Here is a 26903-nt window from a genome sequence, read left to right on the forward strand (position 1 = left end):
CTCAGACCACCGGTGCCGGGGCGCCGTCGGTGGGCGCGCTGGCGTGCCGGTCGTCGGGCGGCGCGGTCACGATCGAGTCGAGGGCCGGCTCGGCCTTGCGAAGGCGTGTGAGATCGGGCCGCGGCCGGCGCAGCCGCGGATCGGGCGCGAAGGCCTGTTCCATCGCCTGCGCGGCCGACAGCAGCGCGAGGTCGCCGCGAAAGCGACCCACCACCTGCAGGCCGAAGGGCAGGCCGCGCTCGTCGGTGCCGCACGGCAGGCTGATCGCAGGGTGGGTGGTCAGCGTCACCACGTAGGTCAGTGCGAGCCAGCGGTAGTAGTTCTCCTGCGGGCGGCCGTCGATCTGCAGCGCATGCGACTGCGTCCAGGCAAAGGGCGAGACCGGTGTCGTGGGCGAGAGCACGAGGTCGTAGTTCTCGAACACTTTCTGAAAGCGCTGGAGGATGCGTGTCTGTTCCGTCTGCGCCCAGGCCGCGTCGGGCAGGCTCATGCGCGCGCCCATCTCGTAGTTGCTGCGCGGGTTCGGGCCCAGGCTCTCGGGGGCGCGTTCGTAGGTTTCGCGCATGCCGGCGACGAAGGCCTCCGCGCGCAGCACGTCGAAGCAGCGGTGCACCTCGCCCAGGTCGAAGCGCACCTCGTCGCAGGCCGCAAAGAGCCCGCGCATGGCGGCCATGCGATCGTGCATCGTCCGGCGGATCGACGGGTCGACATCGCACAGGCCGAAGTCGGTGGTCCAGGCCACGCGCAGGCGCGACAGGTCCAGCGGCGCCGGCCGCGCGAAGGCCGCCGCATCCAGCGGATAGCTCAAGGGATCGCCCGGATGCGGGCCCGCTGTGGCCGCGAGCTGGAGGCAGGCGTCGGCCACATCGCGACCCATCGGACCGACCACCGAGATCGGCGACCAGCCCAGGCTCTTGCGCACGCTGGGCACGATGCCCGGCGACGGCCGCAGGCCCACCACGCCGCACTTGGCGGCCGGGATGCGCAGCGAGCCGCCGGTGTCGGAGCCGGTGCACACCGGCAGCATGTCCAGCGCCAGCGCCGCGGCCGAACCGCCCGACGAACCGCCGGCGTTGAGGTTGGGGTCGAAGGGATTGCCCGTGGCCCCCCAGACCGGATTGCGGCTGTTGGCGCCGGCGCCCATCTCGGGCACGTTGGTCTTGCCCACCACGATCGCGCCGGCGGCGCGCAGGCGGCGCACCAGCTCGATGTCGTTCGACGGCACGTGGTTGCGCAAGGCGGGCGTACCCATGGTGGACAGCAGGCCCGCCGTCGGCTCGAGGTCCTTCACGCCCAGCGGCAGGCCGTGCAGCAGGCCCAGCGGCTCGCCGCTCTTCACGGCCCGCTCCGCGGCGCGGGCTTCGGCGCGGGCGCGCTCGTAGCAGGTGGCGGTCACGGCGTTGACGAAGGGGTTGAGCTGTTCGATGCGCGCGATGCAGGCCTCGAGCAGCTCGACCGGCGAGAGGGCGCGCGTGCCGATCAGCCGTCGCAGTTCCACTGCGGAGAGTTCGACGAGCTCGGAGGAGGAGGAAGAGAAAGGTTGGGTCATGGCTTTCGGAATGTGCCGCACTCAGTCGGCCTGGATGTTGGCGCGCCGGGCGACGGCGCGCATGAGCGGCAGTTCGCGTTCGATCTGCGCGAGCGAGGCGGCGGCGCCGGCGAAGGCCGGCTCCGCGCCCTGGGCCTGCAGGGCCGCCTGGGCCTGGGGCGTGGCGACGATCTTGGCGAGTGTCTTCTCCAGCCGCTCGCGCACCGGCGCGGGGGTGCCCTTCGGCGCGACGACCATGATCCAGGTGTCGGCATCGACCTCGGGGTAGCCCGCCTCGGCGAAGGTCGGAACCTGCGGCAGCTGCGAGGAGCGCTGACGGGTGGTCACGGCGATCGCCTTGACCTTGCCGCCCTTGAGCTGCGGAATCGCGGCGGTGACGGTGTCCACCGAGAACGGCACCTGGCCGCCGATCAGGTCCGTCATGGCCGGTGCGCTGCCCCGGTAGGGCACGTGCATGATCTTCGCGCCCACCGCCTGCAGGATGATCTCGCCGGTGAAGTGCGAGGACGTGCCCGTGCCGAAGGACGCGTACGAGTACTTGTCGGGCGCCGCGCGCACCGCGCTGGCGAACTCCTTGACGTTGCCGATGGGCACGTTCTTGTTGGCCAGCAGGATCAGCGGAATGCGCGCGACGATCGCGACCGGCTCGAAGCTGCCGAGGGCGTCGTAGGGCAGGTTCGGGCGGATGGCCGGGTTCATGGTGAGGGTCGAGCCCGAGCCGAGCAGCAGCGTGTAGCCGTCGGGCGATGCCTTGGCCACGAACGCGGCGCCGACCGCCGTGCCGGCACCGGGGCGGTTGTCGATGAGCACCGGCTGCCCCAGTTCCTCCGACAGGCGCTGGCCGACCAGGCGCCCCACCGTGTCCGCGCTGCCGCCGGGCGGGTACGGCACCACCAGCGTGACGGGGCGCGTCGGGTAGGCCGGTTGTGCCATCGCGGGCAGGGCCGTGCCGAGGCATGCGGCCACGCCCGCGAGGACGGCACAGCACCAGCGCCGATGCGGCGCTTGCGAACGGGGAGCGTTCATTGACAGGGTCCTTCCGTAGAGCGAAGAGAAGAGGGGGAGGGGAAATGCTGGGGCACGCCCTGCGGTGTAGCAAGCACAATGATTGGAAGGTTGCGTTGCTGCTGGCGCAACGCAGACCACGCCGATGAAATCTCCCACTTCCAAGTCTCCCGCCCCGGCTCGCACCGGGGCGCGCACCGAACGCCCGATCAACCAGCGCGTGCTCCAGGAGGAGTCGATGCGCTACTTCCTGGAGGTGGCACGCGTCGGCTCGGTCACCGAGGCGGCCGTGCGGCTGAACGTGGCGCCGTCGGCCGTGAGCCGCCAGATCGGCCGGATCGAGCGCGAGCTCGACACCCTCCTGTTCGAGCGCCGCGCCCGCGGCATGGCGCTCAACTCAGCCGGCGAATTGCTGGCGGCGCACGCGCGCCGGGCCTGGCTCGACATCGAGCGCGTGACCGACGACATCCTCGCGCTGCGTGGCCTGCGCAAGGGCGAGGTGCGCGTGGCCGCGACCGAGGGCTTTGCCTACGAGTTCCTGCCGGCCCTGGTGGCTGCGTTCCAGGCGCGCTGTCCCGGCATCCGCTTCTCGCTCGACATGTGCGTGCAGCGCGAGGTGGCGCGCCGCGTGCGCGAAGGCCTGGTCGACCTCGGCGTGACAGTGAGCCTGGGCTCGGAGCACGGCCTGGACGTCGAGATCCGGCATCCCTCGCCCGTGTGCGCCGTGATGGCGCCTTCGCATCCGCTGGCCGAGCGGCGGCAGGTGTCGCTGGCGCAGGTGGTCCATTACCCGCTCGCGCTGCCGGCGCCCACGTCGACGCTGCGCCAGCTGCTCAACATCAGCTGCGCCCGCCAGCGCCTGCCGCTCGAGGCGGCATTGACCAGCGACCACCTCTACCCGCTGGTGCACTACGCGGCGCACGGCCAGGCCGTGACCTTCTGCGGCGAGCTCGCGCTGCGCCAGCAGCTCGAGAACGGCACGATCGTGGCGCGTGCCTTGCGCGACCGCGAGATGAACGAGCGGCATTTCGAGGTGCAGAGCATGGCCGGCCGGCGCCTGCCCGATGCGGCGCGCGCTTTCGTCGAGCACTTGCGCGAAGTGCTCAGCGCCTGATGCGCGGCGCGGGGCCGAAGCTCAGTCGGCCGTGATGTTGTTCGCTTTCACGACGGCGCCCCACATCTTGTACTGGTCGCGGGTCATCGCGCCGAGCTGCTCGGGCGAGCCGCCGCCGGGCTCGTCCCCGCGATCGACGATGCTCTTGACCACGGTCGGCTCCTTCAGTGCCGCGTTCATCGCGCTGTTGGCCTTCTTCACGACCTCGGGACTCAACCCGGGCGGTCCGTACAGGCCGATGAAGGAGATGATGCTGAAGTCCTTGATGCCGCTTTCCGCGGCGGTGGGCACGTTCGGCAGCATCGGCGAACGCTTGTCGCTGGTCACCAGCAAGGGCCGCAGCTGACCCGACTTCACGAACGGTGCGACGACGGAGGTGGCGTCGAACATGGCGTCGAGGCGGCCGGCCATCAGGTCGACCATCGCCGGGCTGCTGCCCTTGTAGGGCACATGGTTCATCGCCGGGTTGCCCAGGCGCTCGCGCAGCAGTTCCATGGTGACGTGGATCAGCGAGCCTGCGCCCCCCGTTCCGTAGTCGATGCCCTTGCCGCTCTTGGCACGCGACTTCACCTCTTCGGCGAACTGCGCGTAGGTCTTGATCGGCGACGTGGCGGGCACCACCAGCACCAGCGGCGACTGCAGCATGATGCCGATGGGGGTCATCTTTTGCGGATCGACGATGCCGAGCTTGGTGTACACGTGCGGCATGATCGTCATCGAGCCGTTGCCCACCAGCAGCTTGTGGCCGTCCGGCGGCGCCTTCATCAGTTCAACCGACGCGATGTTGCCGTTCACGCCGGCCTTGTTGTCGATGACCACGGGCTGGCCGAGTGCGCCCTGCATGCCGTTCGTCAGCACGCGGCCGGCGAAGTCGGTCTGCCCACCGGGCGGGAAGCCGATCAGCAGCGTGACCGATTTGCTGGGCCAGGCCGTCTGTGCCCACGCGGGGCTTGCCCCGAAGGCGCCCAGGCCGAGTGCCGCGGCACCCAGGCAAAGAAGCAGGCGCCGCGGCGCTGCACGAAGGGGCTGGGTGGCTTGGATCATGAAGTCCTCCGATGGGTCGTCTGTGGCACATCGCAGCGCGCCCGCCCGTGGATCGACGCACGGGCCGGGGCGCCGCCCTGCGGGTTCAGTTCACGGCGAAGCAGTACATCAGGCCGGCACTGCCGCTTTGCTTGAGCTGGTCGACGCTGCAGCCCCGCGTGCCGTGCGACGCGTTCCACGAGGCGTTGGCGACCGGGTCGGGGTTGGTGCCCTTCTTGTCGTGGTGGCCGACGATGGCCGAGCCGTCGACGCTGCGCGTCCAGTTGCCGCAGGTGGTGTCCTTGCCGGCGGCGGCCGGTGCGAGCGTGCCGTCGGGGCGCGAGCCGGTGAGGATGTCGTGCCGGTTGACCGGGTCGCCGAAGCCCGAGACCACCTCGCCCTTTTCGGTCAGCGAGGTGTCCTTGCCGAGCTTGGCGTTCGCGCTGTGCAGGTCGGCCACGCTGGTGGCCACGACCACGCCCTTGGCGTTGCGCCACGGCCCGGTGCCGATGCGGTCGCGTGCGTTGACGGCCGGCTGGCCGCCCGCTTCGGTGGCGCTCAGGTAGGCGCGCCAGGTCTTGCCGCCCGCACCGGCGCTCGCGGCCAGCGCCTGGCACTGGCGGTCCGCGCCGGCCAGGCCGCCGAGGTCGCCGCCCTTGCCGGGATTGGCACTCGTGATGAAGAAGCTCATCGGGTTGGCGTCCTTGCCCGAAGACATGGCGCCGCATGCAGCGAGGAGCGCGACCGCCGAGGCCGCGGCACCCCATGACAGAACGGAACGATGGCGCATGCGAGGTCTCCTTGGAGTGGTTGGAGTTGGCGAGGCTACCCGCTTCGCACACGCAGCGTTCCCCTCGACAACCCGCACACACGCCGGCCGTGGGCGAGGTGGTCGAGGGGGGCGCGGCGCCTGCTCAGGGCGTCAGCGCCGCAGAGCCCGCGATCGCATTCGCCTCGGCCGCGCAGTCGGCCGCGGGCGGGGCGTTGTCCGGGCGGCTGCGTGCCTGCGCGATCTCGTTCTTCGCCGCGCTCACCTGCGCCGTGAACACCGGGTTGGCATGCAGCCGACCCACGGTCGCCGCGCCGATCAGGCGCCCCGCCTCGATGTCGCTGCGCCAGTGCACGCCGCAGATGCCGCGGCTTTGCGCGAAGGCGCGGCCGCGCTGCAGCAGCGCGTCCGCGCGCTCCGGCGCGAGCTCCGTCAGCACCAGGGCCCAGGCCCAGCCCAGCGCCGAGTGCCCGGAAGGGTAGGAGCCGTCCTTGGCCAGGTGCGCTTCTTCCTTCGGCGTGCAGCTGGCGGCCTTCAGCGCCACGAAGGGCCGCGTGCGCTGGTACTTCTCCTTGGCCTTGTAGGTGGCGCCGCCGGCATCGGCCAGCGTGCGCCGCAGCAGCATGTTCAGGTGCGGCGTCTGCTGCTCGGAGATGCGCACGCCCAGCGCGCAGGAGAAGGTGGAGGCCGCCTCCGGAAAGCGCAGGTTGGCATCGCGCACCGCGAGCGCGCCGCGCGGCGAACCCTGCAGCGCGGTGAGGCTGCGGAACGCAGCGACGTCGGCCGCCAGCGCGGCCGAGTTCGCCTCGGGCGGCGGTGGCAGCAGCGCCAGGCTGTCGGGCATCTCGGCCGAGGCCAGGTAGCCCTTGAGATAGCCAGACCCCGGGCGTGTTTCGCCGACGTCGGCGGCCGAGGTGGTCGGCGCGGGCGATGTTGCGCATCCGCCCGCGAGCAGGGCCGCCACGAGCAGCGGCGACAGGTGTTTCAAAGCCATGGGTACCTCTTTTCGCATGCGCTCAGAACGCGTGGCGGATGCCGAAGTCGTAGCCCATCGACGAGCGCGGCGCCCAGCCCGCGGCCTGCGCGGTGCCGCCCGTGAGGTAGGCGGCCGAGCCGCCGGTGATGGCGCCCATCACGCCGGGGTTGTTCCAGCCGTCCTTGATGCGGATGCGCGACACCGAGGCATACAGCGCGGTGCGCTTGGACAGGTTGTGCACGTAGCCCAGCGAGATCTGGTTGGCCGTGGTGTCGCGGTTGCCGTTCAGGCCCCACAGCAGGCTGTTCAGGTCGGTCGCGGCCGGCGCGCCGTTCTTGTACTTCACCGACGCGTACGACGCGCGGATGAGGCCCGGGCCCACGGGCACGGTCACGCCCAGCATGTAGCCGTTGTACTTGTCCTTGCGCGTGGCGGTGTTCATGAACGGAACCGCCAGGCCCGGCAGGTTCTGCAGCGTGCCCGTCTCGTTCTTGTCCTGCACGCGCGAGACCTCGGCGAACAGCTTGGCGGGGCCGAAGTTGTACGACGCGCCCAGGTTCAGCGCGTTGATCTTGCGCTCCTGCGTGGCGGTCGCGATGCCCAGCGCGTTGAGCGTGGTGCTGTCGGCGGCCGTGCTCTGCCCGTAGGCCAGGGCCAGGTCGAGCGGCCCGCTGGCATAGCCCAGGCGACCGCCCACGTAACGGCCCTTGGCCGACGGCGTGCCGGGCTGGTCGCTGCGCTTGGTGTTCTCGTGCAGTGTGTACTGCAGCTGGCCGTAGACGCCGCCCAGGTTCGGCGGCAGGAAGTAGCCGATCGAGTTGCCGGTACGGATGTAGTTGTCGGTCGCGGCCACCACGGAGCCGGGGCCGGCGATGGCGGCGATGCGGCTGTTGATGTTGGCGATGAGGTTGGTGCCCACGCCGTTGGTGCCGAAGGGATCGAAGACGGTGTCGTTCCAGAAGGTCGCGGCGTAGTCGCGGCCCAGGCGCAGTTCGCCGAACGGACCCGACAGGCTCATCGTCGAGCGGCGGTTGAAGTTGGTGATGCCCTTGGCGCCGTCGTCGTTGGTGATGCCCGACTCCAGCCAGAAGCTCGCCGCCAGGCCGCCCCCCAGGTCCTCCGTGCCGCGAAAGCCGACGCGGCTGCCCGCATAGCCCGAGTTCGACAGCGCGGTCTGGCTCGTCTTGGCGCTGCCGCCCGCGGCGTTCGCGGGCGGCAGCGCGAAGGGGTTGGGGCTGTGGTACGTGCTCTTGGACGTGTAGCGGCTGATGCCGACGTCGACGATGCCGAACACCGTGACGGAGGATTGCGCCGATGCAGTGCCGGCAGTAGCGAGAAGGGCCAGTGCGGCGAGGGAGTGATGTTTCATGGCAGGTCTTGCTTTGCTTGCTTCTTCAGGGATGAACGAGTCCGCTGGTGCGCATCGCTGCGTTCCAGGGCTCGGGTGTTCCGAAGGGCGGATGCCCTTCGGGGACTTCGGGAAAAAGGGGGCGGCCTCTAGCCGCGCGCGCGGGCCGTGTGGTCGCGCATCACGGCATTCGCATCGCGTCGCGCGAGCCGCGCATGCTGCGCAGGGGTCTCGTCGTTCGCGCATCGCGTCGCATGGGCGACGCAAGAAGCCGGATCAACGAACGCGCCGCGGTGCTGCGAAACAGCGTCGGGCGTGCAGGCAGGGAACGTGCATGTCTCACTTAGGGAGTTCCTCGTTGTTCTTTGATTGGCCAGTCCTATGATAGGAATCGCTGCTCTTCGAATCCGTCAACCAGGCAACAGTTTTTGCTGAGTCATCCCATGGAATACCCGCAACCCGTATCGCAGAGCACAAGGGAAGAGATCGAGCACGGGCTGAGCACGTGCGCGGTGTTTCTCGATTGGCCGAAAGACCGGCTGCGCGAGTTGGCGAACGCCGCGCGCGCCAGGCACTACCGGCGCCGCACGCCGCTCGTGAGCCGCGGCAACCACCAGCGAGAGGTGTTCGTGATCGTGTCGGGCTCGATCGAGATCGCGGCCACCAACGCGGCCGGCGACAAGTACATCCTCTCGGTGCTCGGGGCCGGCCAGATCACGCGCATGGTGCATCTCATCGACGACATGCAGCCCATCTTCGCCTTCGATGCGCGCGCCGATTCGCACATCATCCACATCCCCGGTGCTGCCATGCGGCGCATCCTCGATGCGGAGCCGGTGCTGTGGCGCAGCATCGCCCAGACCATGCTGCGGCGCTATCGCATGAGCGCCGAGATCCTGCAGGACCAGGTGCTGGGCTCGGTGCGCCGGCGCACGGCGATCACGCTGCTCAACATGGTGTATCGCTACGGGGACGCGAGCGGCGCGCCGTGCGACACCGAGCTGCGCGTGTCGCAGACCGACCTGGCGAACATGCTGGGCGTGTCGCGCCAGACCGTCGGCAAGGAACTGGCGCAGTTCAAGGACGAGGGCGTGCTCGGCTGCAACGAGGGCTACCGCCTGGTCACCGTGGTCGACCTGCCCCGACTGCACCGCATCGCTGCGGAAGATTGAGCCGAGGCCTCAGCACGGCGCGCAGGCCAGGCGGTAGGCGTGCGGGCTGGTGCCGGTCCAGCGCACGAAGGCGTGCCGGAAGTTCGCGGCCTCGCTGTAGCCCAGACGCTCCGCGATCTCCTCGGTGGTCATGCGGGTCTTGCGCAGGTACTCGATGGCCAGCCGCAGGCGCACCTCGTTGAGGATCGACCGGTACGTGGTGCCATGCGTGGCGAGCCGTCGCCGCAGCGTGCGCGGCTCCAGCGCGAGCGTGCGGGCCATCGACTCGATGCTCGGAAAGCGCCACGGCATCTGCTCCACCAACTTGCGGCGCACCGCCGCGGCGATGCCGCCGGCATGCGCGAGCCCGGCCATGAACTGCTGGCAGCTCTCGCTGGCCATGGCGTGCGTGAGCGGATCGTGCAGGCGCGGCGCGCGCGTGCACCAGGCCTCGTCGAACTGCAGCGCGTTGTCGGGCTGGCCGAACTGCACGGGACACTGGAACCACGCCTCCCAGACGCCCGCGCCGTGCTCGGGCGCGGGGCAGGCCAGGCGCAGGCCCGTGAAGCCGAAGCCATCGCCGTACAGGTCGCGTGCCAGCGTCAGGTGGGCCGCGAAGGTGAAGGCCAGCGCAAAGCGGTAGAGCGGATCGCGCGGGTCGGGCGACACCAGCACCTCGAAGTTGCAGGTGCCGGGCGCGCGCGCGGGGTCGTGGTGCATGTCGGCCAGCGGCCCGATGGCGCGGCGGTAGGTGATGGCGAACTCGATCAACGCGCTGAAGGTGGGGCTGCTCTGCAGCGCGTAGCCCCACATGCCGTAGGCCGTGAGGTGCATGCGCGCGCCGGCACGCAGCGCCACCGTGGGGTTGCGTGCCAGCGCGAGCGCATTGCGCAGCACGGTCACCGTCTGCGCATACGACACGCGCGTGCCGGGCGCGCGCAGCGCGGCCTCGTCGAGCTCGCTGCCGGCCAGGGCCTGTGCGGCGGGGATGCCGTCCGAGGCCAGCGTGGCGACGACTGCGGCGATGCGCTGCGGGGTGTACACCCGGGGTTCGAAATCGGGAGGCGGGTGATGCACGGTTCTCGAGAAGCGGCGCAATCAGTCCAGCGTGACGCCCGTGGCCCGCGTGAGCTTCAGCGACACGGGCAGGAACGCCTTGTACGCCGCCGAGGCTTCGGCCGGCGTGTTGCCGATGGGCTCGGCGCCCATGTCCTCGATGCGGCGCTGCACCTCGGGCTGCTTCACCACCGCGGCGACTTCGCGGCTGAGCTTCTCGACGATGGCGTCGGGCGTCTTGGCGGGTACCAGCAGCGAGGTCGGCGCCATGAGCATGAACATGTCGTCCTTGTAGCCCTGCTCGGCGAAGGTCGGCACCGTGGGGGCGGCCTTGGCGCGCTGCGCGCCCGGCACAGCGATGGCGCGCAGCTTGCCGGCCGCGACGTAGGGCTGGAAGGTGCTGATGGAACCCACGGTCATCTGGATCACGCCGCTGAGCAGGTCGACCGCCATCGGGCTTTCGCCCTTGTAGGCCGCGTGCAGCGTCTGGGTGCCGTAGGTCTTGTCCATGAAGGCCTGCATCTGGTGCGGCTGCACGCCGGGGCCCCAGGAGCCCATCGCGTACTTGCCGGGCGCCTTGCGCACGGCCTCGACGAGGCTTTTGAAATCCTGCGCCGGCACGGAAGGGTGCACGACCATGATGGTGCGCGTGCTCGCGATGTCCGACACGTGGCGCAGGTCGGTGCGCGGGTCGTAGGGCAGCTTCTTGTACAGCGCCAGGTTCGCCGCGATCGGGCCCGGTACCGACAGCAGCACCGTGTAGCCGTCGGGCGCGCTCTTGGCCACGTAGTCGGTGCCGATGATGCCGCCGGCGCCGCTGCGGTTCTCCACCAGCACGGGCTGCTTCAGTCGCTTGGCGAGCCCGTCGCCGACCAGCCGCGCGAGCGCGTCGGCCGAGCCGCCTGCCTGGTACTGGACGATGATGCGGATCGGCTTGCTCGGGTAGTCGGTCTGCGCCATGGCGGCACCGGCCGCGAGCTGGAGCACGACGATGCACAGGCCGGGCGCGCGCAGCGCGCGGAAGCGGGAACGGTTCATGAAGTGAGTGCCTTTCGAATGGGAGACGATGCGGTCGGTTCGGTCAGGGCAGGCGCTTCAGCGCGGGCGGTGCCCAGCGCCCGTCGAGCACCGGCGCCTGCGGCACGTACAGGCGCAGGTTTATGCTGAAGGGGCCGGCGGGCGCGGGCAGCCAGTTCGGGGCCTTGGCCGGGCCCGGCGACGCGTGCTGGATGTACAGGTCCAGCGAACCGTCGGCGTTGAAGGCGAGCGCGTCGCGGTCGCCGATGGCGTAGCGGTTCAGCGCGTTGTCGACGAAGAACTGGTCGGGGCCGTACAGCGTCAGCGACCAGAACGCATCGGCCGGCGGCAGCTCGTGCGCGCCGAAGTGCAGCACGTAGCGCGCAGTGCCCGACAGCGGCTGGCCCTCGCTGTCGCAGACCGAGCGCGGGTACATCGCCTCTTCGCGCGGCAGGGCGCCCAGGCCGGCGTAGGCGACGAAGGCGCGCGCCAGGTAGTCGTTGCCGTAGACGCCCACGTTGCTGCCGAGGCTCCAGCCGTTGCGCACCATGCGCATCGCCGGCGCGCGCTCGAGCATGCGCCGGTAGGCATCGGGCGCGGCGCGCTTGAGGGCGCGTTGCACCACCTCGGGTGCTTCGGCCAGTGCGAAGCTGCGGCCGGGGACGAGGCCGATGCGCTCCATGCGCAGCAGCAGCGCACCGTCGGTGGCATGCGGCGGGTTGCGCTGGAGCAGTTCGGCGAAGAGCGCGAAGAAGGCACCGGCACCGAGCGCGGCCACCTGCTCGACGGGCGGGCGCATGTCCAGCGCTGCATCGACGTGGCCGGCGGGTGGGTCATGGGGCTTGCCCCAGGCCGACAGCGGCACGGCCTCGAAGCCGGCCTGCAGCGTGTGCACGTGGGCGTAGTCGGCCGCGCCGTTGGTCTGGATGCGCCCCACGATCCAGCCCACGTCCGTGGGGCTCACGATGGCGCGCACGCCCTCGGGCAGCGTGCCTTTCCAGCGCGGGCCGACGAGCGCGAAGTGGCCACCGCCATTGCCGTTGGTGCGCGTGCCCAGCGTGGCGAACACGTCGGTCCACAGGTCGTAGAACGGAATGACGTGGTAGCGATCGCCCATGTCCGGCAGCGTCAGTACCAGCGGCTCTTCGCCGACGTCGTACCAGATGTTGGAGTACAGCGTGTCGGCGTTGGGACGCACCACGTCCTTGAAGCCGGCGTCGGGGTAGGTGGGCACGTGCACGAAGCGGTTCATCGGCCCGCGCACGCGCGCGCCGTCGGGCTGCGCGACGTTGGTGGCCACGCGGCGCGTCAGCTCCATCACCACCATCGGATAGGCATAGGTGTAGGCCTCGATGCCGATGGCGTAGGCGTCTGCTTCGGTGATCAACGTGCTCACGACTGGACCTCCGCATAGCGCAGCCAGACGTCGTGGATCTGCCCGTCGAAGCCGAACGGCGCACGGTCGAAGTACTCGGCCGCCACTGGCGAGCCCAGGTCGCAGCCGACGTCGAAGGTCTCGCAGGCCGAGAAGATGGCCGTCACGGTGACGCCGATGTCGCACGCTGCCACCTGCACACCATCGACGCGCAGCACGGCGTGCGCGGGCCGCTGGGGCGCCGTGCCGTCGCTCATCGTGAACTCGACGTCGATCGCATGGCGTCCGGCGGCGATGCGCGCGGGCGAGCGCGCCTTGAAGCGGTACATGCCGAGCATGTTGTATTCGTAGGCCAGGTGGCCGTCGTCCAGGTACAGGCAGATGCCGCCGTTGAAGCCGCCCAGCGCGAACAGCACGCCGCTCCCGCGCTCGCCCAGCGTGGCATCGACGGTGGCCGTGTGGCTGCGCGTCTTGATGTTGGGCGCGCAGTTCTCCGGGATGCGCGTGATGTCACCGCTGAAGTGCCACGAGGTATGCCGGGGCGCGATGCGGTGCTGCGGCTTGAGCGTCAGGTGGTAGATCGCGCCCAGCGGATAGACGTGGTTGATGCCCGCCTGCACGGCGAACATCTCCTTCATCTGCGCCAGCCTGGCGGGCTGCGCCTGCGCCAGGTCGTGCGCTTGGGCGTAGTCCTTCGCGACGTGGTACAGCTCCCAGACGTCGTTGTCCGGGTCCCAGGTGGCCAGCCCGGGCGCGGCGCCCGCGACCCAGGGAATGCGCGGGCCGAACACGCCCGCGGTCCAGCCGTCGTGGTGCACCATGCGGCTGCCCGCCACCTCGAAGTACTGCACGCCCTTGCGGCCCTCGGCCTGTGGATGGGCGAAGGTGTAGGCCATCGAGATGCCGTCCAGCGAATCCTGCCGCACGCCGTTGAGCTCGACCGGCGGCGTGATGCCCAAGATGTCGTAGAGCGTCGGCGCGATGTCGTTGACGTGGTGGAACTGCGAGCGCGGCGTGGTGTCGGGCCGGATGCCGCGCGGCCACGACACGACCAGCGGCGTGCGCGTGCCGCCGAAGTGCGCGGCGATGAGCTTGGTGCTCTGGAACGGCGTGGAGCCGGCCCAGGCCCAGCCGGCGTGGTACATGTTGTCGGTCTTGCGGCCACCCAGTGCGTCGAGGCCGCCCAGGCCTTCCAGCAGTTCGAGGTGCTGCGAGATCTTGGTGGAGATGCGGTTCTGCGCCAGCAGCTCGACCACGGTGCCGTTCTGTCCTTCGGCGCTGCCGCCGTTGTCGCTGAACACGAAGAACACCAGCGTGTTGTCGCGCAGCCCGAGCTGCTCCAGCGCGTCGACGACCTTGCCGATCTGCGCATCGGTGTGCTCCAGGAAGCCGGCGTAGACCTCCATCAGCCGGCGCTGGAACGGGCGCTCGGCCTCGGGGATGCTGTCCCAGCTGGCGAGCGTCTCGGGCCGGGGCGTGAGCTCGGCGGTCTCGGGAATCCAGCCCATCTCCTTCTGGCGCGCGAAGGCGCGTTCGCGGTAGGCGTCCCAGCCGTCGTCGAACTTGCCCTTGTACTTGTCGGTCCATTCCTTGAAGACGTGGTGCGGGCCATGCACCGCACCGGGCGCCCAGTACATCAGGAAGGGCTTGTCGGGCGTGATGGCGCGGTGGCGGCGCAGCCAGCCGCAGGCCTTGTCGGCCATGTCCTCGCTCAGGTGGTAGCCCTCGTCGCGCGGCGGCTCGATGAGCGTGGTGTTCTCGACCAGGCGCGGCTCGTACTGCGAGCTCTCGCCGCCCAGGAAACCGTAGAAGTGATTGAAGCCGTGGCCGGTGGGCCAGCGGTCGAAGGGGCCCATCTGCGTGGTCAGGTTGGCCGGCGTGTTGTGCCACTTGCCGAACGCGGCCGTGTTGTAGCCCCAGGCCCCGAGCACCTCGGCCAGGGTGCCGGCGCTCTTGGGAATGACGCCCACGTAGCCGTCCCAGTCGGTGGCGTATTCGGAGATGTGGCCGTAGCCCACGCGGTGCGCGTTGCGCCCCGTCAGCAGCGACGCGCGCGTGGGCGAGCACACGCCGCAGTTGTGGAAGGCGTTGTAGGTGATGCCGCTGCCGGCCAGCCGCGTCAGCGTGGGCGTGTGGATCTCGCCGCCGAAGGTGTCGGGGTGCGCGAAGCCGGCGTCGTCGAGCATCACGATCAGCACGTTCGGTGCGTCGTCGCGCAGGTGCGGCACCGCCTTGCGCCGCTCGTGCGTGGACTCCGACAGCTTGCGCCCCGCGATGCTGGCGCTGGGCGGCGCGTCGAAGGGCAGGTGGCTGCCCTGGCCGGGCAGGGTGTTGAAGCCGCCGAGGGTCGCGGACGGGTTGGATTTTTCTTGTGTCATGGGGGTCTCCGGAACGCGCGAGGGCAGGGCCCCCGGCGTCGTGGTGGATGGGGCGTCAGTCCAGCGTGACGCCGATGGACTTGACCAGGGCGCTCCAGTCCTGCAGGTCCTGGCGCAGGACTTCCTTGAACTGCTCGGGCGTGGGGCGCGGCAGGTCGGTGAAGTTGAGTTCGCGCAGGCGCTGGGTCACGGCCGGGTCCTGCAGGGCGCGGTAGATCTCTTCGTTCAGGCGCTTGACGACGGCGGGCGGCGTCTTGGCCGGCACGAAGAAGCCGTACCAGGTGTAGTTCTTGAACGGGAACCCGGCCTGCGTCATCGTGGGCACGTCGGGCAGCATCGGCAGGCGGTCGGGGCCGCTGTAGGCCAGGGCCTTGACCCGGCCGGCCTTCACCACCTCGATGGTGGAGGAGATGTCGGCGAAGCCGGCGTCCACCTGGCCGCCCATGAGGTCCTGCACGCAGGGGCTGCTGCCCTTGTAGGGCACGTGCAGCAGCGAGATGCCGGCCTGCTTCTTCAGGCTTTCCATCGTGAGGTGGCCGCCCGAGCCGTTGCCCCACGAGCAGTAGTTCAGCTTGTCGGGGTGGGCCTTGGCATGGGTGACGAAGTCCTTGAGCGTGTTCGGCGGCAGGTCCTTGCGCACCAGCAGCAGGTTGCCGCCGCGGCCCACCTGCGCAACGGGCGCGAAGTCCTTGAGCGGCTCGTAGGGCAGCTTCTTGTAGAGCGCCGGGTTGATCACCATCGTGGCGGCGTAGGTGAACAGCACGCGCGTGCCGTCGGCCGGCCCCTTGGCGACGAAGTCGACGCCCAGGATGCCGTTGGCGCCGGCGCGGTTGTCGACGATCACGCTCTGCTTGAAGGCCTTGCCCAGCACGTCGGCGAACAGCCGCGCGATGAGGTCGGTGCCGCCGGCGGGCGGCGTGGGCACGACGATGGTCACCGTCTTGCCCGGGTAGCCGGCGCCGTCTTGCGCCGTGGCCGTGCCGGCGAGGGCGAGAAGGGCCAGCGCGGTGAGTGCCGGCCGCAGCAATGTCCTGTTCACGGGAATGTCTCCTTGGGAATGGGTCGCGCAGGTCCCGCGCCTTCGGGCGCGTCCCCCGTTGCTACAGGGGGTGGGACTGCGTCTCCATGCTAGGAAACAGCGGCCATCGATTCCGTCAACCAGCCGACAGATTCGCCGACACCGGCTCGGGGAATACCCTCTGGCTCAGCCGGAGGCAGGCTGCATGCCGACCGGCGAGGGCGCGTTGTCGTTCCGTGGTCGCGGGCAACCTCGACGGGGTGCTTTCACGCGCCGAGCTTGCGCGCGATCAGGTCCTTCATGATCTCGCTGGTGCCGCTGTAGATGCGCTGCACGCGCGCGTCGGCATGCATGCGTGCGATCGGGTACTCGACCATGTAGCCGCAGTCGCCGAACCGCTGCAGGCATTCGTCCAGGGCCTTGCCCTGCTGCGTGCAGGGCTAGGCCGCCAATGCCACCGAATGCTGCTGCCAGTCCCCACGCTCCAGCAAGGCGGTCATCGCGGAGACCGGCGCGTGCTCGCGCACGGCCGGAATGACCTCGTCCGCCTCGTCCGGCGATCCGACCAGCACCGCGCCGACAAGCCGGCCCTCGGCGACCACCAGCTTGCGATAGATGCCCTGCGCAGGCTCGGACTGCGTCAACTCGAATTCGCCGGGCCGCGCGGCGTGCACCGAGCCCGCGGAGCGGACGTCGATGCCCGAGACCTTCAGCGCGGTCACGGGCACATGGCCGCGATAGACGCGCTTGCCGCCCAGCGCATTGACGGCCGCAATTTCGCCCTGCTCGGCCGCCACGGCCCACAAGGGGATCGAGTGGCCCTCGAACTCGGCCACATCGCCCGCGGCGTAGACATGGGGGGCACTGGTGCGCATCTGTGCGTCGACGATGATGCCGCGGCCGAGCGCCAGCCCGGCCGACTGCGCGATGTCGACGTTGGCGCGCACGCCGGTGCACACCACGACCACGTCGGCGGGGAGCTGGCGTCCGTCCTTGAGCACGAGCCGCGCCACGCGGCCCTCGCTGCCCGGCTCCAGCCGCGCGGCGTCGGCACCGGTCATGACATGGATGCCCTGGGTTGCCAGGTGCGCTTCCAGCAAGGCGCTGGCCGGGGTGTCGATCTGCCGGTCCAGGATCTGGCCGCTGTTCGACAGCACCTGGACCTGCGCCCCGAGCTGCGCCAGCGCCTGCGCGGCTTCCAGGCCGAGCAAGCCGGCCCCCAGCACGACCGCGCAGGTGCCGTGGAAGCGCTGCATGTAGTCGCGGATCGCCATCGCGTCGTCGGCATCGCGCAGCACAAAGCTGCCCTCGATGCCGTAGCCCTCGAGCGGCGGGACCCACGCCGAACTGCCGGAGCACAGGATGAGCCTGTCGTAGCCCAGCGTCTCGCGGGTCGCCAGCGTGAGCTCGCGACGCTGCGTGTCGACGCCCGACACATGCGTGTTGAGCCACGCGGTGACACGGTGCTCGGCATACCACTGCTCGGGCAGCAGGTGCAGGCCCTGGACACCCGTCGGCATGCTGATCAGCTTGGCAATGGCCATCCGGTTGTAGGCGTTGTGGTTCTCGCGGCCGATGAGATGGATCTCGCAGTCGGGGTGGCGGCGCCGCACATGGTCGGCCGCGGTCAGGCCGGCCACGCCGTTGCCCACGATCACGACGCGGCGGATCGACGCATCGAAGGGCACGACCTCGGGCTTGCGTGTCTCGCGCGCCGCCGGGGTCGCCTCCCGCTTCAGGTCGATGCGGATGGGCCCGGCATTGCGGATGCGCGCCATGCAGGCCAGGCGCGTGCCGTCGGCGCAGCCGAGCCGGGCCAGCGTCGCCCGCTCGTCGCTGCCGATGGGGGCGAGCCGTTCGCCGCCCGCCACGACGGCGATCGGGTCGGCGCCGCACACGCCGGAACGACAGCCGGCGTTGATGGGGGCGCCGCAGTCCTCGAGCGCTTCGAGCAGGGTCTGGCCCTTGCGGATGGGGGTCTTCATGCCGGTGGGGTCGATGCAGAGTTCGGCAGGCTGCGTGGACGCATCGGCCGGGGCGGCCGCAGCGGCCTCGTTCTCCGGCGGGGCCGCAACCGGCGCCTTGCGCGCGGCGTCGTTCGGGCCGCGGTGCAGCCGCATCGTCTCGATGACGATCGGCGCCAGCCGGGAGCCGTCCCGGACGCCCTTGCGCAATTCACGGCGAAGGAACAGGCGCTCGACATGCAGCGACCGCGCGATCCACGTCAGGCTCGCGATGATCGTCAGGCCGCGCAGCGTGGCGACGACTTCGGGGGCGATGGCCATGCCGCTCAGGCTGCTCAAGGTGCTGACGACCAGCGGGGCGGTGAACCAGTAGTACAGCGAGAACGCGGCCGCCGCGAAGAGCACCGGCGACAGGTTGCGCGTCTTGCTGCCCAGCAATTCGATCAGGTTGAAGAGCGTCAGGCTGGCCGCCATGTAGACCAGCATCTGCATGACCGTGGAGACCGGGCCGATCTCGGCGGGCGAGGGCACGAGGTAGTAGCCGAGGATCAGGCCCGGAAAGACGCCCGCGAAGAAGCTGCGGAAGTTGCGGTACGCCGGGTTCGGGTCGTACTGGTCGGCCAGGTACGCGGCGCCGGGGTTGAGGTCGTAGCAGTTCTTGGCGCAGCCCACGCACGGTTCGCAGTGCGTGTTGGCGATGCGGATGAACGGCGTCTGGCCGTACAGCCGCTGCACCGGCAGCAGGGGGCAGATGCTGCTGCACCAGCCGCTCTTGCCCTTGAACAGCAGGCCTCCGATGAGCGCCGCCCCCATGGCTGCCGCCAGCAGGCCGGCGGTGGCCATGCCGTTGCCGTTGAACAGCAGCTTGCGCGCGACGACCGCGCAGATCAGCAGGCCGATGCCGATCGGAAATGCCGCGCCCTGCGACAGGCGGCGGCTCGTGAGTGCGCGCGTGATGCCGAGCCTGCGGGGGATCTGGTTGATGGCGGCCAACGGGCAGACGTTGCGCCACAGCCCGGGTGCCAGCATGAACACGAGCGGAAGCGACGGCACGATCAGCCCCCAGAACAACGGCATCGCGGTGGCGGGCCGCAGCGCCAGCATGACGGCCAGGGCCAGGGCCGAGGCGATGCTCACCACGCGCAGCGCGCGCCACACCGCTTTCGGCACGATGGTCGGCAGCTGCATGAAATTGGCGAAAACGAGAGCGGGAGAGGGCTTGAACATGGTTCGGTGGTACCTGCGTGAGAAGGTGTCGCCATTCATGCCCCGGGGGGACGCTGCGACAGTGGTGGCGCCATCGGTGAGTGATGGGGCTCTGCGAGTGGTGCGATTCTGGCCAGTCGCACGTCTTAAGGTTGCTATCTTGTGTGCGGCACGCTTACGAGTCTGAAGACGACGGGCTCAGGTATTCAGGCGGTAGCCGACCCCGCGAATCGTGCGGATGATCTGCCGCCCGAGCTTGCGCCGCACGTTGGACAGATGCACTTCCAGGGCGTTGCTCGTCGGTGCGCCGTGAATCCCCTGCACCAGCAATTCCACCTGGGCCTTGGGGACCGTGTGATCGAAGCGAAGCGCGAGCGCCTCCACCAGGTTCCATTCCCGCTCGGTCAGCGCGACAGGCATGCCGCAGCGGACCGTCGTCCGGCTGCCCAGGTCGAACTCGACGTCGCCGCACCGCACGCGCGGCGTTGCCAGGCCCGCGGCCCGGCAACGCAGTGCCCGCACCCGCTCGGCCACCAGCTCGGGGCGGCACGGCATCACCACGAAGTCGTCCGCGCCCGCGTCGAGGACCTCGGCCTGCGCGGTCGGGCCGGGCGCTCCCACCATCAGCATCAGGACCGGCGTGGTGATGTGCTGCACCCGCAACAACCGGACCCAGTCGAGTCCCGATCCGTCGGGCAACTGCGAGCTGACGAGCAGCACGTCGTAGGACTCGTTCTCCAGCACGTCGATGTCGCCGAGCCGCTCGACGCTGTCGATCAGGAACCCGTTCTTGCGCAAGTGCGTGAACAGGCCGTCGTCGACCCGCGCGCGATCCTGAAGCAGAAGCAGTCGCATGGCGTCACCTGCATGTTCAGCGCCGTCATGGCCGCGAGCAGTCGCTGGTGCTGTCGGTACGTGCCATGGCATGCCTCGTCATTGGCGGGCCGGCGTTCTCCTGGACACGGAGACGGGCGCCGCGCTGTCGACCGGGGGGCGGCCGTGGGTTGCAAGCGCGGCATCGATGGCGTTCAGGTCCTCGGGCACCAGCGTGCCGTTGGCCTGCCGCAGCTTGAGATTGCCGAGCAGCACCGAATAGCGCGCCACCGCCAGGTCGCGCTTGGTCTGGAACAGCTGGCTCTGCGCGTTGAGCACGTCGATGTTGATGCGCACGCCCACCTGGTAGCCCATGCGATTGGCCTCCAGCGCGATCTGGCTGGAGACCTCGGCGGCTTCGAGCGCCTTCACCTGGCCGGCGGCCGACACCAGCCCCAGGTAGGTGGCGCGGGTGGCCTGCGCGACGCCGCGGCGCGTGGCCTCGAGCAGCGAGCGCGACTGGTCTTCGAGCGCCAGCGTTTCCCTGACGCGGTTCTCGATCGCGTAGCCTGCAAACAAGGGCAGGTTGAGGGAGACGCCCACGGTGACGGCCTTGACCCGCGAGCGGCCCGGCGTGGTGTTGGTGCCCTGGGGGTTGTTCGTGACGTTGTAGCCCAGGGTTGCATCGAGCGTGGGCAGGTGGCCGGCCTGCGCCTTCTGCACCTCGAGCCCGGCCACGTCCAGGCCCAGGCGGGCCTGCTGGATCGCAGGGTGCCCGGCATCCGCGTGCGAGGTCCAGACCTCGATGTCGGCGGGCGCGAGCGGAGGCAGCACCACGGGCGCCGCCAGCGGCACGGGCACGCTGCCGGTGCTGCCGACGAGCTGGTCGAGCACGATCTTCTTCACCTGCAGGTCGTTCTCGGCCGCGATCTCCTGCGCGATCACCAGGTCGTAGCGGGCCTGCGCTTCGCGCGCATCGGTGATGGTGGTGGTGCCGACCTCGAAATTGCGCTTGGCCGATGCGAGCTGCTCGGCCACGGCCACCTTCTGCGCGCGCACCAGGGCCAGGCTGTCCTGGCTGGCGAGCACGTCGAAGTAGGCCTGGCTCACGCGCACGATGAGGTCTTGTTCGGCGATGGTGAGCACCATCTGCGCCACCTCGGCCTGGCGCTGGCCCTGCTCGTAGGCGGCCCAGTTGGCGGGGCGGTACAGCGGCTGCGTGGCGTTGATGCCGATGCTCTGGGTGTTGAACCCGCGCGTCGTCGCGCTGCCTTCCGTCGAGAGGTCCTGCCGGGTGTGCGAGGCGCCGGCCGACAGGCCGACGGTGGGCAGGATGCCGGCCCTGGACTGCGCCGCCCGCGCCAGCGTGGCCTCGTACTGGGCCCGCGCGCCCTGGTAGGTGGCGTCGTAGCCGCGCGCCGACGTGTAGATCTCGACCAGGCTCTGGCCATGGACGGGCCACGCGAAGCTCGCTGCGAGCACGACGCCCCATGCCGGGACGAGACGCTTCCCGGTGGCGGGGGCCCGTGAGCCCTGTCCACCGGGCGGGGGTCGGCGCAGGCGCTGGTTCAGACCGTGCTCCGAGGGTCGGCCTGCAAGATGGCGCCACCCGCGCGGCGAGCCGTGGCCGGGCTGCGATCGACATGCAGGATGGCGGCCACGATCTGCTCGGGCGCCGCCAGCGCCGGCGCCATCGACCAGCGGTCATAGACGTCGTTGCCGATGCGCACCATGCCGGTGTGGCGATTGATCTCCTTGTCGACCTTCGGGTCCGGGTCGTAGAAGCCGAGGGCAAAGCGCACGAGGTCGATGCTGCGCTGGCTCCCGGTCAGGAAAAGCCAGCCCGGGTTGACGCTGTGCATCTCGGCGTAGTCGGCCAGGTGCTCCACGGTGTCGACCTCCGGGCGGATGGTGATCGAGTACATGAAGATGTCCTTGCCCACCCGATGGGCCAGGCGCTCCTGCACGCGCAGGAGGTTGTTGGTCATGAGCGGACAGATGCCTTCGCAGTCCGCGTACATCATGTTGATGGCGACGATCTTTCCGCGTACCAGGTCGTCGTAGAAGTTCACCGTCGCCCCGGTGTGGGTCTTCAGTTCGACGTTCGGCATGCGACGTCCCGGGCGTGTGGCCGTTGCCAGGGTCTCGGCGGAGGCGGGCAGGCCGAACGCATACAAGGACGCGGCGCCCAGTCCGGCGAACAGGTGTCTGCGGTGGTTCATGAGAGTCTCCTGAAAGTCATCGGCGTGCTTCACACGATGTCGAAGCGAACCATCATCGAGTGGTCCTCGTGGGTGAGGTTGTGGCAGTGCATCAGGTACTTGCCCGAGAAATCGCGGAAGCGCACGAGCACCCTCACGGTCATGAGTTCGCCGACGACGAAGACGTCCTTGCGCCCGCGCTCGTTCACGGGAATGGGCTGGCTCACGCCGTTGACGCTCTTGCTGAGAATCCGTCCTTCTTCGAAGTGCACGTGGATCGGGTGCTGCCAGCCGTTGTCGGGGTTGATGAACTCCCAGATTTCGGCGGTGCCCTTGGTGACCCTGGCTCTGGCCGTGAGCGAATCGAAGAACAGTCCGTTGACGTTCCACATGCCGCTGTTGCGTTGGAACACCCAGGAGCGAACCGGCAGGGCGGCGAGTTCGCTGGCACTGGGCAGGTCGCGCAGCGGACGCAGCACGCTCGGCACCACGCTCAGGTCGGGCGTCGGGGGCTGGCGATCGACGATGAACTTGAGCACGCGCGTGCCCGGCGACTGCACCACGCCGGGTTTGCGGGTGTCGACCTGCGTGAGCTGGTTGACGAGGTACAGCGTGGTGTTCAGCGGGAATCGCGAGAAGTCCACCACGATGTCCGCGCGCTCGGCCGGGGCGATCCGCACCCTCAGCTGGTTCAGGTTCGGTGCCGGCAGCAGGTTGCCGTCGCTGGCGATCTGGGTGTACGGGTACACGATGGTGCCGCCCGTGTTCTGCAGCACGAACTCGTAGAAGCGCGACGGCCCGACGTTCAGCAGCCGCAGCCGGTACTTGCGGCGTGCGACGCGCAGTACCGGCTCGATCTTGCCGTTGACCACGATCTTGTCGCCCAGCACGCCCTCGGGGTTGAGCTCGTCGAAGGTCAGCCGGCCGCCCGAGTCGAACCGCTTGTCCGAGAAGCTCAGGGGGTAGTCGTACGCGCCGCTGGGCAGCCGCAGCCCCGTGGTCTCGTCGCCGGTGTCGAGCGTGTCGAAGACCATGTAGCGCCCGAACATGCCCTTGAGCACGTTCGGTGCCGTCACGCCTTCCGTGTGGTCGTGATAGAAGAGCGAGCCCAGGGCTTCGCGCGAATCGCCGAGGCCGCCGAACTCGTCGAAGCCGGCGTAGAGGTTGGGGTAGAAGTGGTCGTTGAAGGTCCCCGGCGCGGTCAGCGTCACGCCGCCCTGGACGGCGCTGTAGAAGTCGCTCGCGAAGCCGTCGCTCTCCGACGGCGTGTGCATGTTGTGCAGGTGCGTGCTGATCTCGGGCGAGCCGAATCCCGTGTGGTTCTGCGGCAGCTGGTTGCGGATGCGGCAGATGACCGACTGCCCGTAGCGCGCGTGGATCGTGGGGCCCGGCGTGGTCACCCCCGGCGTGTTGCCTTCGTAGCCCCAGATGGGCTGCGGGGGGTAGTAGGGGTTGTTGCCGTTGAACAGCCAGGCCGGGTTCTCCTTGGCCGTCAGCTGGTACAGCAGCGGCGTGCCGGCCTTGCCGGGCACGGTCAGTTCCGCGTAGCGCTGGTGCGGTGCACGACCGCACTCGCCGCCTGCGATGTTCGCGTTGAGGGTCGGGGCCGGGGTCAGCGTGGCCAGCGGTGTGAGCGGCGTGACCTGGTTGGGCAGGTCCTCGACCCACGGTGTCGTCGGCGGGCTGGGCGGCAGGGGCGTGGGTTGTGCGCGGGTCTTGCCCGGTGTCAGGACCAGGGGGGCGGCCGTGGCTGCCAGCGAGGCCTTCAGGAACGTGCGTCTCTTGCTGTGGGCGACAGGCGTCACGGGGTCGTGGTGGTTGGAATCCTTGCGCATGATGTATTCCCCTCGTTGACAGAGAACAGCCCCGCTACATCTGCCGTCCCGATCGGCGGATGGTGGAGGTGATGGGCTCGATGACGTACTGCAGCGCGGTCTGCGAGACGCCCGCGATGTAGACCTCGGCGGGCATGCCCGCCTGGAGCTTGAAGTCGCCGATGGCCCTGAGCGACTCGGCGTCGGCCAGGATCATCACGCTGTAGTAGGGCAGGTTGGTCTGGCGCTCGATCAGCCGGTCGCCGGCGACATAGGTCACCTTGCCCGTGACCATCGAGGTGTTGCGGTACTTGAAGGCGGTGAACTTCACCCGCGCGCGCTGGTTGAGGTGCACGTTGCTGATGTCTTCCGGACGGATGCGCGCTTCGATCATCAGCTGGGCGTCGCTGGGCACGATGTCCGCGATCGACTCGCCGGGCCCGACCACCGCGCCGGGTGAGGTGAACTTCAGGTCGATCACTTCGCCGCTGGCCGGGGCCACGACGACCTGCCGCTGCGCCGCGTCGTTCGACTTGCGCTGCTCCTGCTCGATCTCGCCCAGGCGCTGGGTGGTGGCCTTGAGCTGGTCGCTCGCGGCCTTCACGTAGTCGTTGCGGATCGACTGGATCTTCAGGTCGATCTCCACCAGGCGCTGGGCGGCGCGCGCCAGTTCCGTGCGCCGCTCTTCGAGCTTGGCCGCGTACTCCATCACCACCGATTCGAGCTGGGAGATCCGGCTCGACGAAATGAAGCCTTCCTGGATCAGGCCGCGGTTGGCCTCCAGGTCCTGCCGCTGCAGGACAAGCGAGTTCTGCGCCTGCGCGATCTGCGCGTGCACGGCGACGATTTCCTGCTGCACGCGATCGCGCTGCGTTCTCATGAGCGAGGCCGCGCTGTCCAGCGAATGGCGCTGGGCCTGGAACAGCGCCGTCTCCTTGAGCAGGGCCTGGCCGATGCGATCGTCCTGCCGGGCCGCGCGCAGCAGGTCTTCGGGGAAGGCGAGCGTCTTGGCGACGGACTGCTCGGCCTCCAGGCGCACCAGCATGGCACGTTCCAGATGGACGCGGTAGCTCAGGCGGTTGCGGTCGGCGTCCACGCGCACGTCGCCCAGGACCAGGATCGGATCGCCGGCGTTCACATGCTGGCCGTCGCGCACCATGACTTCGCGCACGGTGCCGCCTTCCAGGTGCTGCACCGGACGGCGGTTGAGGTCCACCTTGACGAACGCGGGGGCCACCACCGCCATCGAGAGCGGGGCGAGGCCCATCCACAGGCCCAGGGGCAGGATCGCGCCGAGGATGACCCAGCATCCGCTTCGCGCGAGGCGTCGTGCGTGCTCCCGGCTGCTGCGTGGGGCTGCAACGGGAGGCATCGGGAGTGTGGCGGTGCTCATGGTGCGGGGTCCTTGTTCGCAACGGCGGCGCGGCGCTCAGGCGGCCTTCTGGTCCACGATCGCCTGGGCCTGGCGCTGCATGTCGCGCATCACCTCGCTCGCCGGGCCGAACTGCTGGATGCGGCCCGCGGCGAGCACCAGGATCTTGTCCACGTGGGCGATCAGCGACGGGCGGTGGGTGACGACGACCGAGGTCACGCCCGCCTGGCGCAGGCCGCTCATCGCCTGGGCGAGTGCGACTTCTCCCGCGCCGTCGAGGTTGGAGTTCGGCTCGTCCAGGATCACCAGCTGCGGGTTGCCGTACAGCGCGCGGGCGAGCGCGATGCGCTGGCGCTGGCCCGGAGACAACCGCGAGCCGTGTTCGCCCACCGGCGTGTCGTAGCCCTTCGGGAGGGTCAGGATCATGTCGTGCGCATTGGCGCGCACGGCGGCGGCAACCACCGCTTCGGAGTCCACCTTGTCCAGGCGCGCGATGTTGTCCGCCACGCTGCCGTCGAAGAGCTCGACGTCCTGGGGCACGTAGCCGATGTAGGGGCCCAGCTCTTCGCGCGGCCAGTACGACACGTCGGCACCGTCCAGGCGGACCTTGCCGCTGCTGGGGCGCCACACGCCCGTGAGCACGCGCGCGAGGGTCGACTTGCCGGCCGCGCTCGGGCCGACGATGGCCAGGGCCTCGCCGGGCGCCAGCGCGAAGACGATGTTCGAGAGCACCAGGGTGTCCGAGCCGGCCGCGCGGTACGAGATGTTCTCCGCGCTCAGGCGTCCTTCGGGGCGCGGCATGGCGACATGCGGCTCGGTGCGCTCGAAGTCCTTCGACAGTTCCAGCAGGCGCCCGTAGGCCGCCCGCGCCTCGATCAGCGTGCGCCAGCTGCCCACGAGCTGCTCCACCGGCTGCACCGCGCGGCCCAGCAGGATGCTGGTGGCGATCATCACGCCGGCGGAAGCCTGCTGGCTCAGCACCAGGTACGCGCCCAGGGCCAGCATGAGAATCTGGATGGCCTGGCGCGCGGCCTTGGTCCCGGCGGTGAACGCCACGGTGCTGCGGCTGGCGCTGGTCTGCATGGTCGCGATCTGGTCCTGGAGCGCCCGCCAGCGCACCAGCAGGCGCTGTGTCATTCCCAGGGCCTGCAGCACTTCGGCGTTGCGCAAGGAACTCTCGACGTATTGCGCGGCGCGTCGTCCTTCGTTCTGCAGGGTTTCGAGCGACCGGCGGCTGATGCGGTCGTTGAGCCAGGCCAGGCCGAGCATGAGGAGCGCGGAGAACGCAGCGCCCACGCCGAGCGCGGGGTGGAACATCCAGATCACGAACACGTACACGAACACCCAGGGCGCATCGAACACCGCGATCAGGCCATTGGCGGAAAACACGGCGCGAAGCGCGGCCACGTCGCGGATTCCTTCTGTCCTCACGCCGCTCGGGGCGCGTGCGGCGCGCTCCACGATGGCGTTCACCACCGGTGGGGAGAGTCGCTCGTCCACCATGATGCCCACCACGTTCTGCAGCCGGGTTCGCAGGTAGTCCAGCAGCAGCAGGATGAACAGCGCCACGCCGGTCCCGGCGAGCAGCACCAGCAGCGTTTCATGGCTGTTGGTCGAGATGACGCGATCGAACACCTGCAGGGTGAAGAACGCGGGCACCAGGAACAGCAGGTTGATGAAGAAGGAGAACGCCGCGATGTAGCCCAGCAGCGGTCGCAGTTCCGTCCACAGGGGTTTCATGTGCTTCTCCTTCG

Annotated in this window: 20 protein-coding genes and 1 pseudogene; 2 read left to right on the forward strand and 19 right to left on the reverse strand. The window is 69.7% G+C overall.

Going from position 1 to position 26903, the window contains the following annotated elements:
- Position 1: 1 nt before the first annotated feature.
- Positions 2–1549: an amidase gene (locus tag ACAM42_RS10985; protein ID WP_369632019.1), complete on the reverse strand. Its 1548-nt coding sequence runs from the start codon at positions 1547–1549 to the stop codon at positions 2–4.
- A gap of 21 nt (positions 1550–1570) precedes the next feature.
- A complete protein-coding gene (locus tag ACAM42_RS10990; RefSeq protein ID WP_369632020.1) occupies positions 1571–2575 on the reverse strand; it encodes a Bug family tripartite tricarboxylate transporter substrate binding protein in 1005 nt (334 codons plus the stop codon).
- A gap of 187 nt (positions 2576–2762) precedes the next feature.
- On the opposite strand from ACAM42_RS10990, the gene ACAM42_RS10995 reads away from it, so the two are divergent.
- A complete protein-coding gene (locus tag ACAM42_RS10995; protein WP_062470965.1) occupies positions 2763–3668 on the forward strand; it encodes a LysR family transcriptional regulator in 906 nt (301 codons plus the stop codon).
- 21 nt (positions 3669–3689) lie between these two features.
- Here the strand turns inward: ACAM42_RS10995 and ACAM42_RS11000 are convergent, their stop codons facing one another.
- The 4 genes from ACAM42_RS11000 to ACAM42_RS11015 all read right to left on the reverse strand — a co-directional run bounded on the left by ACAM42_RS11000 (position 3690) and on the right by ACAM42_RS11015 (position 7805).
- On the reverse strand, positions 3690–4712 hold the full coding sequence (locus tag ACAM42_RS11000; protein WP_062470813.1) for a tripartite tricarboxylate transporter substrate binding protein: 1023 nt from the start codon (positions 4710–4712) through the stop codon (positions 3690–3692).
- Between the two features lie 85 nt (positions 4713–4797).
- Positions 4798–5481 (reverse strand): hypothetical protein, encoded by a 684-nt coding sequence (locus tag ACAM42_RS11005; protein WP_070059832.1) that lies wholly within the window; start codon positions 5479–5481, stop codon positions 4798–4800.
- Positions 5482–5605: 124 nt separating this feature from the next.
- Complete coding sequence (locus ACAM42_RS11010; protein ID WP_369632021.1) at positions 5606–6454, reverse strand: phosphatase PAP2 family protein; 849 nt, start codon at positions 6452–6454, stop codon at positions 5606–5608.
- A 22-nt stretch (positions 6455–6476) separates the two neighbouring features.
- Entirely contained in the window at positions 6477–7805 is a 1329-nt protein-coding gene (locus ACAM42_RS11015; protein WP_159275103.1) for a porin, read from the reverse strand.
- A 422-nt stretch (positions 7806–8227) separates the two neighbouring features.
- Between ACAM42_RS11015 and ACAM42_RS11020 the strand changes: the two genes are divergently transcribed.
- Complete coding sequence (locus ACAM42_RS11020) at positions 8228–8956, forward strand: Crp/Fnr family transcriptional regulator (protein WP_082817968.1); 729 nt, start codon at positions 8228–8230, stop codon at positions 8954–8956.
- Between the two features lie 9 nt (positions 8957–8965).
- Here ACAM42_RS11020 and ACAM42_RS11025 read toward each other — a convergent pair whose 3' ends face one another.
- From ACAM42_RS11025 to ACAM42_RS11085, 13 genes and pseudogenes are all read right to left on the reverse strand, one after another.
- Positions 8966–10012, reverse strand: coding sequence for an AraC family transcriptional regulator (locus ACAM42_RS11025; RefSeq protein ID WP_369632022.1), 1047 nt, complete (start codon positions 10010–10012; stop codon positions 8966–8968).
- Between the two features lie 21 nt (positions 10013–10033).
- A complete protein-coding gene (locus tag ACAM42_RS11030; protein ID WP_369632023.1) occupies positions 10034–11029 on the reverse strand; it encodes a Bug family tripartite tricarboxylate transporter substrate binding protein in 996 nt (331 codons plus the stop codon).
- Between the two features lie 43 nt (positions 11030–11072).
- Positions 11073–12404, reverse strand: a complete 1332-nt coding sequence (locus tag ACAM42_RS11035; RefSeq protein ID WP_369632024.1) for a DUF1254 domain-containing protein — start codon at positions 12402–12404, stop codon at positions 11073–11075.
- Positions 12401–14761 (reverse strand): arylsulfatase, encoded by a 2361-nt coding sequence (locus ACAM42_RS11040; RefSeq protein WP_369632025.1) that lies wholly within the window; start codon positions 14759–14761, stop codon positions 12401–12403. Before ACAM42_RS11040 ends, ACAM42_RS11035 begins: the two co-directional genes overlap by 4 nt.
- A gap of 55 nt (positions 14762–14816) precedes the next feature.
- Positions 14817–15800 carry a Bug family tripartite tricarboxylate transporter substrate binding protein gene (locus tag ACAM42_RS11045; RefSeq protein WP_369632026.1) on the reverse strand — a complete coding sequence of 328 codons (984 nt, stop codon included), beginning with the start codon at positions 15798–15800 and terminating at the stop codon, positions 14817–14819.
- A 245-nt stretch (positions 15801–16045) separates the two neighbouring features.
- Positions 16046–16216 (reverse strand): annotated as a pseudogene (locus ACAM42_RS11050) (acyl-CoA dehydrogenase family protein); the annotation flags it as partial.
- Positions 16217–16219: 3 nt separating this feature from the next.
- Positions 16220–18931, reverse strand: coding sequence for an FAD-dependent oxidoreductase (locus tag ACAM42_RS11055; RefSeq protein WP_369632027.1), 2712 nt, complete (start codon positions 18929–18931; stop codon positions 16220–16222).
- Positions 18932–19147: 216 nt separating this feature from the next.
- Complete coding sequence (locus ACAM42_RS11060) at positions 19148–19804, reverse strand: winged helix-turn-helix domain-containing protein (protein ID WP_369632028.1); 657 nt, start codon at positions 19802–19804, stop codon at positions 19148–19150.
- Between the two features lie 78 nt (positions 19805–19882).
- The gene (locus ACAM42_RS11065) at positions 19883–21244 is read right to left on the reverse strand and encodes a TolC family outer membrane protein (protein ID WP_369632029.1); all 1362 of its coding nucleotides are present in this window, start codon (positions 21242–21244) and stop codon (positions 19883–19885) included.
- Between the two features lie 86 nt (positions 21245–21330).
- Positions 21331–21984, reverse strand: coding sequence for an SCO family protein (locus tag ACAM42_RS11070; RefSeq protein ID WP_369632030.1), 654 nt, complete (start codon positions 21982–21984; stop codon positions 21331–21333).
- A gap of 29 nt (positions 21985–22013) precedes the next feature.
- Positions 22014–23798, reverse strand: coding sequence for a multicopper oxidase domain-containing protein (locus ACAM42_RS11075; RefSeq protein ID WP_369632031.1), 1785 nt, complete (start codon positions 23796–23798; stop codon positions 22014–22016).
- A gap of 34 nt (positions 23799–23832) precedes the next feature.
- Positions 23833–25170 (reverse strand): HlyD family type I secretion periplasmic adaptor subunit, encoded by a 1338-nt coding sequence (locus ACAM42_RS11080; protein WP_062470848.1) that lies wholly within the window; start codon positions 25168–25170, stop codon positions 23833–23835.
- Between the two features lie 36 nt (positions 25171–25206).
- Positions 25207–26889 (reverse strand): type I secretion system permease/ATPase, encoded by a 1683-nt coding sequence (locus tag ACAM42_RS11085; RefSeq protein ID WP_369632032.1) that lies wholly within the window; start codon positions 26887–26889, stop codon positions 25207–25209.
- Between the last annotated feature and the right edge of the window lie 14 nt (positions 26890–26903).

Source organism: Variovorax sp. V35, assembly GCF_041154465.1.
GTDB classification, from domain to species: domain Bacteria; phylum Pseudomonadota; class Gammaproteobacteria; order Burkholderiales; family Burkholderiaceae_C; genus Variovorax; species Variovorax boronicumulans.

Bases quoted from the DNA above. Each gene is read 5' to 3' on its own strand.
- ACAM42_RS11060 (WP_369632028.1), bottom strand. From the start codon at position 19,804: ATGCGACTGCTTCTGCTTCAGGATCGCGCGCGGGTCGACGACGGCCTG.
- ACAM42_RS11080 (WP_062470848.1), bottom strand. From the start codon at position 25,170: ATGAGCACCGCCACACTCCCGATGCCTCCCGTTGCAGCCCCACGCAGC.
- ACAM42_RS11030 (WP_369632023.1), bottom strand. From the start codon at position 11,029: ATGAACCGTTCCCGCTTCCGCGCGCTGCGCGCGCCCGGCCTGTGCATC.
- ACAM42_RS10990 (WP_369632020.1), bottom strand. From the start codon at position 2,575: ATGAACGCTCCCCGTTCGCAAGCGCCGCATCGGCGCTGGTGCTGTGCC.
- ACAM42_RS11055 (WP_369632027.1), bottom strand. From the start codon at position 18,931: ATGCAGCTGCCGACCATCGTGCCGAAAGCGGTGTGGCGCGCGCTGCGC.
- ACAM42_RS11075 (WP_369632031.1), bottom strand. From the start codon at position 23,798: ATGCGCAAGGATTCCAACCACCACGACCCCGTGACGCCTGTCGCCCAC.
- ACAM42_RS11070 (WP_369632030.1), bottom strand. From the start codon at position 21,984: ATGAACCACCGCAGACACCTGTTCGCCGGACTGGGCGCCGCGTCCTTG.
- ACAM42_RS11015 (WP_159275103.1), bottom strand. From the start codon at position 7,805: ATGAAACATCACTCCCTCGCCGCACTGGCCCTTCTCGCTACTGCCGGC.
- ACAM42_RS10985 (WP_369632019.1), bottom strand. From the start codon at position 1,549: ATGACCCAACCTTTCTCTTCCTCCTCCTCCGAGCTCGTCGAACTCTCC.
- ACAM42_RS11000 (WP_062470813.1), bottom strand. From the start codon at position 4,712: ATGATCCAAGCCACCCAGCCCCTTCGTGCAGCGCCGCGGCGCCTGCTT.
- ACAM42_RS11020 (WP_082817968.1), top strand. From the start codon at position 8,228: ATGGAATACCCGCAACCCGTATCGCAGAGCACAAGGGAAGAGATCGAG.
- ACAM42_RS11085 (WP_369632032.1), bottom strand. From the start codon at position 26,889: ATGAAACCCCTGTGGACGGAACTGCGACCGCTGCTGGGCTACATCGCG.
- ACAM42_RS11005 (WP_070059832.1), bottom strand. From the start codon at position 5,481: ATGCGCCATCGTTCCGTTCTGTCATGGGGTGCCGCGGCCTCGGCGGTC.
- ACAM42_RS11010 (WP_369632021.1), bottom strand. From the start codon at position 6,454: ATGGCTTTGAAACACCTGTCGCCGCTGCTCGTGGCGGCCCTGCTCGCG.
- ACAM42_RS11040 (WP_369632025.1), bottom strand. From the start codon at position 14,761: ATGACACAAGAAAAATCCAACCCGTCCGCGACCCTCGGCGGCTTCAAC.